General features: G+C 55.5%; 9 protein-coding genes. 4 read left to right on the top strand and 5 right to left on the bottom strand.

Going from position 1 to position 14,070, the window contains the following annotated elements; translation table 11 throughout:
• Nucleotides 1–50: 50 nt before the first annotated feature.
• Together PROAA_RS00415 and PROAA_RS00410 are read right to left on the bottom strand one after the other, a co-directional pair.
• On the bottom strand, nt 51–1,649 hold the full coding sequence (locus tag PROAA_RS00415) for a recombinase family protein (RefSeq protein WP_186409411.1): 1,599 nt from the start codon (nt 1,647–1,649) through the stop codon (nt 51–53).
• Nucleotides 1,650–1,722: 73 nt separating this feature from the next.
• Entirely contained in the window at nt 1,723–1,911 is a 189-nt protein-coding gene (locus PROAA_RS00410; RefSeq protein WP_186409410.1) for a hypothetical protein, read from the bottom strand.
• A 269-nt stretch (nt 1,912–2,180) separates the two neighbouring features.
• Here PROAA_RS00410 and tnpA point away from each other — a divergent pair, with 269 nt between their 5' ends.
• Both tnpA and tnpB read left to right on the top strand, forming a co-directional pair.
• On the top strand, nt 2,181–2,501 hold the full coding sequence (tnpA, locus tag PROAA_RS00405; RefSeq protein ID WP_186409409.1) for an IS66 family insertion sequence element accessory protein TnpA: 321 nt from the start codon (nt 2,181–2,183) through the stop codon (nt 2,499–2,501).
• Entirely contained in the window at nt 2,501–2,872 is a 372-nt protein-coding gene (gene tnpB, locus PROAA_RS00400; RefSeq protein WP_186409408.1) for an IS66 family insertion sequence element accessory protein TnpB, read from the top strand. Before tnpA ends, tnpB begins: the two co-directional genes overlap by 1 nt.
• 14 nt (nt 2,873–2,886) lie before the next feature.
• Here the strand turns inward: tnpB and PROAA_RS19225 are convergent, their stop codons facing one another.
• Together PROAA_RS19225 and ltrA are read right to left on the bottom strand one after the other, a co-directional pair.
• Complete coding sequence (locus tag PROAA_RS19225; protein ID WP_281182207.1) at nt 2,887–3,021, bottom strand: hypothetical protein; 135 nt, start codon at nt 3,019–3,021, stop codon at nt 2,887–2,889.
• A 212-nt stretch (nt 3,022–3,233) separates the two neighbouring features.
• Nucleotides 3,234–4,523: a group II intron reverse transcriptase/maturase gene (ltrA, locus tag PROAA_RS00395; protein ID WP_186409407.1), complete on the bottom strand. Its 1,290-nt coding sequence runs from the start codon at nt 4,521–4,523 to the stop codon at nt 3,234–3,236.
• A 1,091-nt stretch (nt 4,524–5,614) separates the two neighbouring features.
• Here ltrA and PROAA_RS00390 point away from each other — a divergent pair.
• Nucleotides 5,615–9,739 (top strand): tetratricopeptide repeat protein, encoded by a 4,125-nt coding sequence (locus tag PROAA_RS00390; RefSeq protein WP_186409406.1) that lies wholly within the window; start codon nt 5,615–5,617, stop codon nt 9,737–9,739.
• Nucleotides 9,740–10,016: 277 nt separating this feature from the next.
• Here PROAA_RS00390 and PROAA_RS00385 read toward each other — a convergent pair whose 3' ends face one another.
• On the bottom strand, nt 10,017–12,923 hold the full coding sequence (locus PROAA_RS00385) for an SIR2 family NAD-dependent protein deacylase (RefSeq protein ID WP_186409405.1): 2,907 nt from the start codon (nt 12,921–12,923) through the stop codon (nt 10,017–10,019).
• Nucleotides 12,924–13,009: 86 nt separating this feature from the next.
• Here PROAA_RS00385 and PROAA_RS00380 point away from each other — a divergent pair, with 86 nt between their 5' ends.
• Nucleotides 13,010–14,047, top strand: coding sequence for an IS630 family transposase (locus PROAA_RS00380; protein ID WP_186409404.1), 1,038 nt, complete (start codon nt 13,010–13,012; stop codon nt 14,045–14,047).
• The last annotated feature ends 23 nt before the right edge of the window (nt 14,048–14,070 follow it).

Raw genomic sequence — 14,070 nt, 5'->3', positions numbered from 1 at the left:
TTGGATAGAGTACTGCCCTCCGAAGGCAGGGGTCGCACGTTCGAATCGTGTCAGGCGCGCCAATTAGATACGAAGCTGGGCACTTCTCTTTTAAGAGTGCCCTGCGGCGTCCAATTTGAAATCGCTGCAGCTAATTGAGCTTTACTCCCGATCAATTCGGCTGTTGCTTTCTTGATCCGAATTTCTGAAACCACAGCCCTGAGGTACTGCCGAGCCAAGGGTGACTGACGGTTGAGCAGCTCAGACTTAACTGACTCAGAGAACTTGTCGATCTGCTGAGGCCCAAATTTCTTCAGGGGAATGCTTTGACGGCTCTCCAGATTCTTGATTTCTTGCCTCATCGTTGAAAGCTTACGTTGTTGCACGCGCAAGTATTCTTGAAGGCTGCTATCTAGGTCGAGCTTTCCGCTTCCTGCCTGATCATACAAAAGTGAGATCCTCTCATCTTGCAACGATGCGTCGCGCTGTAGTGAAAGCAACCGCCTCTTCTCAGGCTCGTGCATTTTATTTATCGCCTCACGAAGCTCCGACATCATCCTAGCGACACGATCGGGCTGAAGCACAACGTTAGCGACGACATCAAGGATTGCGCTCTCAAGCGGCTCTCGACGAATGTTGGGGCAATTGCAACCTGCAACGTTAAAGTCTGACTTCGTTGAGCAACCGTAATAATTATATCGGCCAGTTTTTCCAGTCCGCAACGTCAAGTTACGTTTACACTGTGCGCATTTCAGCAAACCAGTCAGTAACGTGGATACTTGAGTAGATTTCGCGTCTACGTTTTTGAGTTGCCGACTCTGCAAACTTCCGTGAACTCGGTCAAAAAGCTCACGATCAATAATCGGTGGTATCTTGCATATTACCCATTCGTCTTTCGGACGAATTTCATGAGTGCGGCCGATCGTGCGAAATGTGATCCGTTCACCAAAGTAGGCCGTGTTGGTCAGGATTTCATGAATGTGCTGCTTACGCCAATTTTTGCCGCGATTGAGCTGACCTGACTGGTTGAGAAAGTTCGCGATGCGCTTTGCGCCTTGTACAACACCTTGGAAGCCTTCGTCGGCCATTTGAAAGATTCTTTTAACAACTACCGCTTCCGAGGGTTCCGGCACCAATCGCTTTTTCACGCCGTTCCTAGCCGGCAGATCAGTCAGAAATGTTTGGTAACCATATGGCGGTCGTGACCCATTAAAAAACCCGTCTTCCGCATTTCGACGTTGACATCTGATTACGTGCTTCGAGTTTTCTCGGCTCTGAAACTCATCAATCAGTCCGATAATATTTTCGAGGAGATATGCAGAACTTGCGTCATCGGGAAGAGGTTGCGTCAATGAGATCACTTTTATGCCCCCGCGTTCGAGCTTTCTCGTTATCAGCGCGCGTAAAACGTTGTCTCGATAGAAGCGCGACGATGTATGCACGACAATGGCGTCAAACGGTTTGTCTGGTGCGAGCGCCGACTCGATCATTATTTGAAAAATCGGTCGACGATCGTCGAATGCTGATGCGCCTTCTTCGCGGAACACCTGTACAACAGTATGGTTCTCACGTTTCGCCCAATTGTCGATTTGGGCAATTTGATCTTCGACCGACGCACCTTGGTCAGCTTGCCTTTCGGTCGAAACGCGAACATAGATAGCGATCTTCATTTTGTTTCTTCTCCAAATTGTTTGAAAATTCCACTAAGAATATCTTCGCGAGTTCAAATTCGATTCTAGACATTTACTCTTCAATGACTTTTATCAAGCGCGACAGCCCAGGTAATGCATCTAGCATAGCGTTAAGTTCGGCGCGTAGAATGCATTGGTCTGAGCAGAAGAAATCGATCTCCAACTCGAAATCCAGCGTAGAGATCTCTTTAAGCAAAGCTTTTTTCACAAAAGTATTTCGAGACTGTTCCTTGGTTTCCATTTTTCACGCAGGCCACTGCTAGCTGAGAATCAGGAATAGATCAAAATCTTGCAAAAGTCAATATTACGTTTTTTATCAATTAGTTGCGTTCATTATTGTGGTAATTATTTGACTACTTTGTGGTAATTATTGTTGGCACTAGATTGCAATATCTCCACCATCTACGAGATGGTTTTATTGCGTAACCAGTAACTCACCGGCGTTCTTCCGTTCGCGTGCGGGAAGGTGGACATTGCTCCCGAGACAAATCACACACGGGGGCAACAGCGATGTCGGGAGCAATGAAGGGCAAGGGATCGAGGCGCAGCCGGCATGAATGGCGCTGCTTGTTGGCGAAATTTGACGGCAGTGGCCTGGGAGTTGAAGGTTTCTGCCGACGCGAAGCGATCAGTGCAGCGAGCTTCTACCGGTGGCGCAGCCTACTCGGTAACGGAGGCGATGGTGATGGTGGTGGTGCAGGCCTGGCCAGCGACGCGGCGCCGGCCTTCGTCGATCTTGGCACCCTGAATTCCGCGTCGTTAACGCACCCGCGAATCGATCTCAAGCTCGACCTCGGCGACGGCTTTGTGCTGCACCTGGTACGCCACTGATGTTCTTCCCCGAAGGCCAGATCCGGGTCCATGTCTATGGCCGCCCCGTCGACATGCGCAAATCCTGCGATGGGCTCTACGCCCTGACGCGCCAGGAACTCGGTCAGGATCCGCTGAATGGCCGCCTCTTTGTCTTCATCAATCGACGCGCGACGCAAATGAAAGTCCTCTACTGGGACCGCACGGGTTTCTGCGTCTGGGCCAAGCGCCTCGAACAGGGCAGATTCCTCTCCGACTGGCGCCGCGTCACGACCCGGGAAACGGACTGGACCGGACTCAAGCTCCTACTCGAAGGGATCGAAGCGAAAGTTGTCAGAAAGCGTTACCGGAACGCCCGCAGAAGTGATGCGCACGGTATAATGGCCGCATGACTTCGGCGACCGGATCACGCGTTCTCAGCCTCGATGAAGCGGCGGCTTACCGCCCTCAGCAGGTCGTAGCGTTGAGCCGCGAACTGGCGACGGCCCAGCATCAAATTGCCTGGTTCAAGCGCCAGATCTTTGGCCAGAAGAGCGAACACTTTCTGATCATCAAGCCGTCATTCGCTGGAAGCCAACGCTGTCGGCACCTCGGTAGAGTAGAGATGTGGCGCGGTAGCAGTAGGTATGGTTTGTCTGTTTGCCGCCCCTTTCGTCTGGCGGTGCCCAAGTAACCGTGCCGTAACCCCGTTTCCACATCCCCCTCATCGAACCGGACATGCAGATTTCCCGCATCCGGCTCTCGGACAAGATGTCATGCCTTCGTACTCGCCCGGCTGCATTTGTACGAGGTCAGGCAGATGAGACCGAAGTACCCATAGAGGTGTGGGTATGGATAGAGCCCACCCTTGCCCCGCCTGACTTTGTATTTGTTACGCAGCCACCGGCGTAACCGCGTTGCGGTGTAGATGTCGAGCGTATTGTATGCACGGCTGACGCTCCCTACACTGAAGTAGTTCGCCCAGCCCCGCAACATGCGGTTCAACTTCCGCACCAGTTCCGTGGTCTCTTGCCACACCGTTTTCAGCTCGGTCAGCTCATGAACCTTCTCGGTCATGTGCCGAACGCTTTTCTTCGACGGCCACAGGGCAATACGAGCTTTTCCCGTGACCGGCGAATACCGCCTGCCAAACGTGTATCCCAGAAAGTCGAATTCGCCTTCCGGTACCTTGCAGATGCGTGTCTTCTCCTCGTTCACTGTCAGCTTCAGCTTGCCCATGATCTTTCGCATCCACGCCAAGGCCTCTTCGGCCTTCCCGTTTTTGCACAGGATCACGAGGTCATCCGCATAGGTGACGATTCGACTGCCAAGACGTCGCTCCAATCCCAGTTTCTTCCACGCCAGCACGAACCGCCGCATGTACAGATTCGACAGCAGCGGTGAGATCGGCGAACCTTGCGGAATGCCGCGCCCACTGTCCTTGGCTTTGGTCGTCCGTTTCTTCCGTCCTCGCTGATCGGTTTCTTCAACTGCACATTCCAGCCACATCTTGATCTGATGCAGCACACGCCGATCCACAATGCGCCGCGCAAGCGACAACATCAGCTCGGTGTGTGGAATGCTACCGAAGTAATCCGCGAGGTCAGCATCAACAACGTCCGTGTGACCACGGTGCAGGCTCTCTTCCACTTCCACCCCGGCCTGCTGGGCGTTACGACCCGGCCGGTAAGCGTATTGCTCATCAGGAAGGTCGGCTTCAAAGATCGGTTCGAGCACCAGCATTGCTGCCGTCATGCACACCCGATCCCGCAGGGTCGAAATACCCAGGGGCCGAAGTTTGCCATTGGCTTTCGGGATAAACACTCTCCGGATCGGCTCCGGTCGGTAACTCTCTTCTCTGAGCGCAAGCGCCAGTTCGCCAAGCCATCGTTCAACCCCGTACGATTCGACGTCGGCAAAATCCTGACCATCCACACCCGGTGCGCCCTGGTTGGAGCGGCACTGGGCATAGGCATGCGCCAGAATATCAGCACGATAAATCTTGTCGTACAGGGCGTAGAAGCGATACCCGGCTTCGGACTTCGCTTTCGCATGTAACGCCATCTGTAGTTTCTGAACACTGATCGGAGTTGATAGGTTGCCCAATCTCCACGTCCCTCTCTACGTCTTGCGTCGATCTTGAACTGAGGCCCCTTCCCTCCACCGGCGTTACCCGGCTTCCCCGGTACTACTGACCTCTCCGCCACCCCAAACCGCCCGGAACATCTCTCACGAGTTTCCGGTTGGTCATCCCTGACCACGCCATGGGGCTTCCCGTGTTGCGTGCGCTTCCCTTGTGTACATGCTGTCGCTACTACCCCGGTGCAGCATCTGAAGTTCCAACTTTGCTCATTACTTCAGACGTATCAGCCTTCCCTGGTAAGGCAGCCAAGTCGGCCTGCACGATGTCCTTTTCGAGGCTTGCTCAGCGTTCACTCGCGTTACGGCCTGCACACTCGCGCCATCACCACATCTTGTGACAGCTATCCGAAGGCTTCAGCCATTTCGTTACCTCCATGACTGCTCCGGTTGCTTCCGGCTGGAGCATTTCGCCGGGTGGGGTTTTCACCCACTGGAAAGCGCCGCCTTTGCACGGCGCACGCCTCAGCGGTCATTGGGGTTCTCTGCCACCAACGGCCGCAAATGAGTTGGTCAACGGTCGTAGCCTTGGAATTCTGGTTGAGTGACCGCTTGGCATTTCAGGCTACTACCGCACCCGACCCACAGCAGTCGTCCATCTCATCAGTGGTTCAACGGCAGGTAACGGGGAGGAGTCGTTACTCGTAGTCCGAAATCGAATTGCGTGTCCTCGGCTGGAGCCGCCGTTGGCGCCAGGCGCGGACGGCTGGTAGAGATCCTGAAGCTGACACTACCATTGCTGCGCCGTGCAGCAACTCCGTGACTGCAACTGGTCATCGTGGAAGGTTTCGAAAGAGACGAAGACGATGGGATGCAGACACCCCGTCTCCAGTTTGAAGCGGCGATCTGCTGGCTCGGTCGAACATGCTTATAGAATAGACTGAAGAGCATGTCTGGCAGTTGCCTCTGGCCCTGCTCACACTTGGCTGAGCAACTATATTGGTGTGGAATACGCAATAATGACGAACGGAACAACAACCAGCGAGAGAGAGACTGATTTGAGCGCAGCAGAACCGATGGAACTAGGCCAGTCGCTGGTTGGCGATCCGACTCGTCAAGCGATTGATTCACTCGAGGGCTACGACTACCAGATCGTGCGCACTGTTGAAACATGGCTGCAATTGAGCGCTGACGAGAAGATATACATCGAGTGCGCTGAAGACTACGATGTGGTCGGACCATGCGGCGCTATCGCCACGCAGGTCAAGAACTCTCCTTCGACGATCACACTTAACTCAGGCGATGTCCGTGACGCAGTACGTAATTACTGGGTTCTCAGGGAGCGCAATTCCGGGCGCGATCGCATCAGCCTGCGCTTCCTGACTCGCGGCAGGGTGGGCAAGGAGCAGAAGTCGAAGCTGGGCTCCGAGACGGGTATTGAGCTGTGGCGCAAAGCAGCATCGGGCGACGATGCTGCGGCTCGCTTGGTCGCCGACCATCTGATTGAGCAAGGCGGCTCGGACAGCTTCATAGACTTTCTGCGTGATGTTGACGGCGCGGACCTGTGCGAGAAGCTCTTCTCCCGGATCGAATGGGTTACGGAAGAGCACTCAATCGAGGCCGCGCGTCTCGTTGTCTCCCGGTTAGCCGTGAAAATGGGAAGCAGAGAGAACATCCCGCCCATCGTCGCTGAGCGAGCGGTTCCAGCGCTTCTTGACCACTGCCGCCAAGTGGCCACCAAGAAGGATGCGGAGCTTCGCAGCCTAACGCTCGCTGACGCGAAAATTGTCTTCGCGCGCCACACCAGCTTGTCGGTGCCTATCACCGAACGACTCGCCGTGACCATGGGGATGATGGCGGCCGCCTCCTGCGGAGGTCTGGCGGACATGACTTTCGCCCCCGTATTCGACGGCGAGTTGCCCGAGCTTCCCACCGAGCACCTACCTCGGAAAGAATTCGTCGCGGCTCTCACGAGGAGGGCACGCGAGAGCGGATGTGTCCTTATAGTTGGCTCCGAAAGCGAGGGCAAGAGCACGGCCGCCAACATGGTGGCGAGGTTACTGGATCCGGCTGCCTATTGGATGGACTTGCGCGGCGGCGACGAACAGGTGTCAGCTGCCGCCATCGAGAACGCGATCCTGGTCGTGCGCGGCGCGCGGCCGCCAAGCTGCGTCGCGCTCGACGACGTCCCGGCCGCCCAAGGTGTATCGGACGCGTTGTGGGGACGGCTGCGCGCCCTGATCGATTCCTGCCGGCGCAGCAAGGCCACGCTGGTTATGACCAGCAAGGGCGTGCCCGCTAACGCGGTCGACCCGAAGTTCCGTTCTGCCAGCGTTGCGGTCGCGCTCGTCCCGCGTATCGGCGAGGAGGAGTTGATCGATTACCTGCGCTCGCTGGGCTGTGCCGATCCTCAGGTCGCGCTGAGCTGGGCACGCATGATGCTGGCTCACACGGGAGGCGGGCATCCGAAGCTCGTCTACTTGGCGGCATTGGAGTTGAGGGATCGGGGCTGGAAAGTAGCCGACGCAGCCGAGTTCGTCGCCACGCCGCGGAGCGTCGAGGAGGCTCGAACCATAGCGCGCCAAACCGCGACTAGAACTGTTCCGCAGCCAGATCGCGGCCTGCTGTTTGCCTTGAGCCTCACCACCGTGGCATTCGAGCGCGGCGTCGCTCTCGAGCTGGGGCGCCGCCTCTACATATCAGAGCCGGGGGCTGCTCTAGACCGCCTCGCCGGGCGGTGGATCGAGTTGCTGGGACGCACCGGCTACAAGGCGACCACGTTGCTCAACGGCCAGGCTAAGGAACTGTGGTCGCCAGAGCGCGTGCGCCAAACACATGTGCTACTACTCGACTCGTTCATGGCCACCAAGAGCATCCGCCTAGATCAGGCCATGGGTCTCTTTCTGCATGCCTTCCAGTCGCAAGACGCGCCGCGCTTCATCAAATTCGTCTTGACCATAGTCTCCCACATCGAACGGACGGAAGGGCTGGCCGAGGCGTTAGAGTTGGTTGTCTACTTCGGCTCGATCGACGGACAACCCGCCATCGCGTTCGACGAAAACGCTTCGACGCTGTTTCGCTACCTGCAATTCCGGGTGGCTCGTGCGCGACACCCCGAGCTGTTGCCGGAAATCGCACGGAGGTGGCTATGGGAGATCGAACGGCTCGCCCAGCCCGCGCATCGCAACTTCACGCGCGCACTTCGAGGAATGGCCATCGCCATGGCTTCGGAGGGCTCGTTCTCTGCGGCGACGGTAGTCGAGGCGGTGCAGGATGCCGCGCTGCTGGAGACCCTGGGCATCGACACCCTGACAATCACGGCTGCCGACCTAGAGATCCCGTCCGCTGATTCGCAGGGCGTGATCGACCCCATGCACCTGCTGTTCATGGTCGCACAGGCCAACTTTGGAAGCGCGCACGGTGTCGATGACATGCTTGCAGTATTGGCAACCGTGCCGGCTGACTTCCGGCGCCGCCTTTTGGGTGGTTTCGACTTGCCCTTGGCTCGCGAAGGTTTCTCAATGTTCGACCGAGCGCTGATTGCCGAGACGAAGGCATCCCAAGCCAACTGGCAAGGCCTCTCCAATGCCCTTGTCCGATCAGCCAAGGCGGGACGTGAGTGGGGCGCAGCCGGATTCGCGGATTCCGCCGCGCGTACGCTATCAATCGCGCTCTCGGAGCACATCGGTGACCAAAAAGCAGCGTGCCTCGTTTTGCAGGAAGCGGCAGCCGCGGGGACCAGCCCAGTCATCATGGAACAGATGGCCAACCTAGCGTTCCGCCGCGGCGAGCACGATCAGGCGGTGCGCCTGTGGGACAAGAGCCTGCACGGCTCCGACCAGGCGGGCGAACAAGGAGTGCGCGATCCCTTCGCCATGCGCTTCGCAGCGATCGCCTGTGCAAGGCTCAGGCGTTTTGACGAGGCAGCACTGTGGCTCGAACGGGCCGCTGCTCTTTCTGAAGCAAGCTTCAAGTTAATGCCAGCGGCGCTATTTCGCAGTGACGCCGGATACTGCTGGTTTAGGCATGGCGATGCCAAACGCATGCTTCGCGCGACAGAAGAGGCTCGCCGCGAAGTGTCGACTTGGGTAGATCCGGAGGCGCATCCGCGACTCTTCGCAGCCCAGAAGTTCCTTGGGCACACGCTTGCGTGGATGCGGAACGAAGTCATCGAGCCGATCAACAACTTTTCAGAGCCCATCGTTGGAGCGGCGAGCGACCCAAACCTAGACGTGGCTGCGATCGGTCTGGAGCCCGCGACAGCCCCAGATATGCTCGCTCTCCTGGTGGTCGAACTCTGCGTACTGCTAGGGATCAATGAGCCTTGGTTGCCTAGTGCGGTTTCCACAGTGGAGGCTTCGACCGATCCATATATCGTGATCCGCTACCGTGCCGCTAGGCTCCGCGCATTGTTGTCGCAGGGTGACTACTTGCAAGTGGCCAGTGAAGTCCACGAACTCCACGAAGCTTTCCTGTGCATCTCGCTCGTAGTGCGACGCATGAAAGCTGACTTGCCCGCCGATCCTACCGAGAAGCCCGACAGTGCGCTTCGAGAATCGAAGCGCGATCTGCCTGCCTATTGCTTCGCCCTAACGCTGTCGCTGGCGACAATGAACAAAGTGGACAGGCATCAGCTTTTGCAAGCATGGCGCGCGTCGCTTGCCAGCGCCGCCAACGGCGTATTCATCGCAGGTATCGCCGACGAGGTTGCGCTCGCGTTCGAAGTCAGCGGCGCAGAGGCGATGGATCGGGTTCGGAAAGCGCAATCCCGGGTCGAGCGCATCGGAGCTGCTTCCAGCGTCTTGGCTGCCGACGCCAGCGCACCTCGTGACACCGCCCAAGCGCAATGGGTCTTGGCCTACAACCTGTTGGTGCACAGTGGCCGGCAAGTGCTGAGGGCTGGTACAAGTGCGCTCGCCAACACTTTCAGGCGGCAATGGGAGCGGCATCTGGCCTGCAGAGCTCTCCTCGTCACCCCACGGTTGACCGTACCCCTGCTGCAACAGGCTATATCTGCCCAAGAACCGCCTACGCGAAAGATTCTATCGTTGGCTGTCGCGGGCGCTCAGGCATGCGGCGACCATGTGCCGGATTTCATCTTGGCCGTCCTGAACGAAGCTGCGATCTCAGAGGGGCCGCGTGAAGGGAAAGCACAAGATCTGGCGGCGACAGCGATTGCTGTGACCACCCCAACTGCTTGACAAGAGGCGCGTGCGCCGGCCGAACGGCGGCAACGCGGAATACAGCTGACACTCAAGGCGCATGTCCCCAATGACCGCAGAGGCCGATCTCCGGCCTTTGGTCAAAATCGTCTCGACCGGTAGCTTATCGGCCGGAGCGGCCATCCAAAGCTTGCAGCCTGTACGGCCGCAGCTAGCCGCATTGCTGCCATTTGAAAATTTCTAACGAACAATCATTGGCCTTGAACTGGAACGGTACTTGATGACCCGAGTGGAGAGGCCACAGAATAATGAGCTTTCAGTTGCAGATGGTGGCCGCCAGGCCCATATAGTTGAACCCAATACTAAATGTCAGTTTGTCTCCACGGCGATAGTTTTGCCATGTATCGACATCAACCCCAGAGCATGAAAGAAAAATAGACCGTTGCTGCCCATACGGTGTAACCCAAGCATAATCAGCCTCAAGCCGGGCTATGACACCTTCAAACTTTTTCACAGATCCATTTTCACGAATTCTGCCTGAGATGCTTACTTTGACATCACGTGGCACACGCGCAAGCTTCAATTGCGAAAATTTCACTAACGCTTCGTCCATCTTGCCGTTTAGATACAAGCGCCGAGCGAACCGAAATTGCGACGTGTAGTTCGTGTCACCTTCGGTAAACGATCGGCGCCAACATGCTTCGGCCTCGTTACCTTCATCGGGGAATTTGCGATCAAGGAGGCTTGCCAATGCAGCGTTCAACCATTTGTCGCCAGGTAGAACCCTCAAGGCGTCCTGTAAGGTTTTGCGTGCAGCGTCGAGGTTATTTTTGGCTTCGTACAAACGGCTTAATGATCGCGCAACAAATGGGCTAGAAGCATTTTTTGCGATAGCCTTGCCAAGTGCTCTGATGGCTCGATCTTGATCAAGTAGCAACTTGGAGAATTCGGCTTCCGCCGTAAGCAGATGCTCATCGTTTCGAAACTTCTGAAAACCTTCGCTGAGTGCTTGTTCAACCGCCTTGGCCGCTGCCGTTATCTCTTCGTCGGCGGTCGCTGGGTTCTTAAGCGCATTCATAAATCGCCCAAGCTCAACTTTTACGAGCGTTCCATATCCGTGGCTGCTATCGGCATTGGTGCCGGTAAGCCTGGTCGCATACTGTCTCGCCTGCGCAATATGCAAATCGCGTTCAACCTCCGTCCTGGACGCATTTGCGCGTGCCAGTTCCAACTCCGACATCGTGTGTGTAATAGATCGGTCACGCGGCAAAAATTTATGAGCCAACGAAACCAGTTTGTGCGCTCGATCCAAGCTGCCATTGGACCGCTTCATCTCATAGATGGCCTGCTGCTGATACAAGTATCCATCATCCTGACTGGCTTGTTCTGCGACACGAAATATCTCTCCAACCATAAGGGGGTCAGAAAATAGCTCCCGTAAGTTTCGAGCTCTAATACATTCGCGGAAAGCGGACCGGTCGGGTGTATAGCCGATGTCGATGTCACGAAGAATTGAAATGTAAAGGTCAAACCGGTCTCCTTCGTTAGGGAGTGCTCGTTCGAAAACAATCTGCGCTACCCAAGGATGTCTAGCCCTATAGGCCATATCGAGGGCAGGCTTGTATTCCTCGGTCATAACGATCGATTCCAACGGCCCAAAGAAATGTTCTTTGAAATGAATAAACGATACTCCGGTCAAGCGATTGACCAATCCGGCCCGGACTGGGACGTTCATTCGATTGAGCGCGCACACAACGAGGTAAACTCTACGTGCCCGATCGTTCACGATCCCCTTGTATTCGTCGAACACGATATCTGGGAATGATTTACCGCTGGTGACCTCATACAGCGCCACGAGTAACTGGCGGTCCGCATATGAGAGAACGGCCTGTCGTTGTTCCTCAAGATTTTTTGTGGCCAATACGCCTAAGCATCGGTACTGCGTTAGCTTCGCTATTAACGCGTCTATCTCCGGCAGGGATAAGGAACGGAGTTGATGATCACGGTCAAGTAGAGGCGAAAGAGACTCGCCATCAACGTTCCATTCATTGGTCCGTTCAGCAACAATAATGGTTAGTGCTAGCTTGCTTTTCCTTGCTAACCGCAGGAACGTCTCGAACTCGGCTGCGTGTCGGACCACACCATCGATAAATACAAATAGTCGTTCACCGATAAGGTTGCACAATTCCGAAATCGGGTTAAAGAGAAGCCGTGCGTCGGGCCTCAGGAAGAGGACAACTTTATCAAAGGTGACTGCTGCCTCATAAGCGATACGTTTCAGTGTCACTGTCTTACCGGAACCGGCATAGCCTTTAATCAAGTAAAAATCTGTTTTCTGCGGCCGGTCTAATTCATCAACGAGAATGACCTCGGATAGCACAGTATCGGTAAGGGTCCGCTTGGCGTCGAAGCCAGCAACGGTCGAGCTCCATCCATATGCCGCCCCCCTAAAAAACGCCAAAGCGTTAGGTGATTCGGATTGCATTTTCGCGTAGACGTAATTGGTGTCATTAGCTAGAAACGTAAGTAGATCCTCAGACGGCGCTGCATGGCTAACGAATTTTGCTTCGATTGGGTGATTCTTGGCCGACGATTGGAAACCACGAAGCCCAGGCGGTATCTTTTCTTGGAGAGTCGCCAAAAACTCGTCGAATGTTCCAGAAATTGTAGTAATGCGCTTGCTGATCCAAATCTTTGTGTCGCGTTCGGACGGGTGCGGCGTCACTACGTAATGCATGGGTCGTGAAATCTCGGGAGCTGTGAGTTCGAGCAATATTGCGCGGATGTCGGCATCTTCAATCTGATAGCCGACGTAAACCACGCTGTACTCACCAGCGTATTCGGCAAATCGTGAAAACAGCTTTTCACGGCCCTTGCGGTGAGTGATGTATTGGTCGATCGTCAGAATGAGTGGATGAGCAATGTCGTGGGCGAGTGAAATACATCCATGGAGCTTCAGTAGTGGAATCGAATCCGGCGCTCGAAGTTCATAGTCTATACGGTCGGCATTTCGAAGGACGGGTACTGGAGTTTGCAGCCGCTTGCCGTTTTCACTGTAAGCCTTCTCAATGATTTGATCATAGTTTGTAGTGACCAATCCGGCCCAACGAAAATCCGCAATGCTCTTCTGCATTGCGCTCGGCCTAAATGGATTAAATATACCCGCGATATATTCTTGAACAGTCCTTAGGTCGGTTGCATCGATGCAATATTCGGCGATCATTGATAGGGATTTGTCGTAAGAGTCGCCACCTATTGATACGGCCCGATAAAGTATGAACTATTGCGTATTTTCTGAGTCGAAGATTCATGGAAAAAGAGAACGCAAGGAAACAAACGCTGGAGCAACTCCATGAGCGGCGCAAGCAAGTTGTGCGATTGCATAGAAAGGGTATCAAGATCATGCAAATCGTATCGATGACGGGCTTGAGTTACCCGGCAGTGCGCGCCACGCTTGACCGGTTTGAAGAGGGTGGGTGGTCGGCGGTTCGTCCGGTGACGCGGGGTCGTGTGCGAGGGGACGGACGGTGCCTGAGTGAGGCACAAGAAGAGGCGATTCGCCGGACCATCATCGACAAACGCCCCGAACAACTCAAAATGGAATTCTTTCTCTGGAGTCGGGCGGCTGTCGGTCAGCTCATTGAGCAAGAGTACGGCATCACACTGCACGTTCGCAGTGTCGGGAAATACCTTGCCCGATGGGGCTTCACGCCGCAGAAACCCATCAAGCGCGCCTATGAACAGAGCCCTGCGGCTGTTCAAGCGTGGCTCGAAGGCGAGTATCCGGGCATTGCGGAACGTGCCCGGCACGAGGGTGCAGAGATTCACTGGGGCGATGAGACGGCGCTGGTCAACACCGATGTTCGTGGCAGAAGCTATGCGCCCGCAGGCAAAACCCCGGTGGCGCTGACCGTGGGCGGCACTCGGCAAAAGCTGTCCATGATCGCCACCGTGACCAATCAAGGCAAGACGCGGTGGATGATCATTGATGAGTCATTTGATGCCGGCAAGCTGATTGAATTCCTGGCGTCATTGATCAAGGACGCGGGCCGGAAAGTGTTCCTGATTCTGGACAATTTACGGGTGCATCACAGCAAGATCGTGAAGGCTTGGGTCACCGAGCGACAAGACCAAATCGAACTGTTCTACCTGCCCAGCTATAGCCCTCAACTCAACCCGGAAGAGCGCCTCAATGCCGATCTCAAGCAAGAGATGGGAAAACAGGTTCCCGTACGCACCAAGGCCAAATTACGTGAAGCCGCCAACTCGCACATGATGCGGCTTGAACAAAACCCCGAACGCGTTATCAGCTACTTCCAAGACCGGCGCGTCAGGTATGCCGCTTAATACTTCATCGGGCCGAAGCAATA

Source organism: Candidatus Propionivibrio aalborgensis (assembly GCF_900089945.1).
GTDB lineage: Bacteria > Pseudomonadota > Gammaproteobacteria > Burkholderiales > Rhodocyclaceae > Propionivibrio > Propionivibrio aalborgensis.
This window is presented reverse-complemented; position numbering and strand designations above follow the sequence as displayed.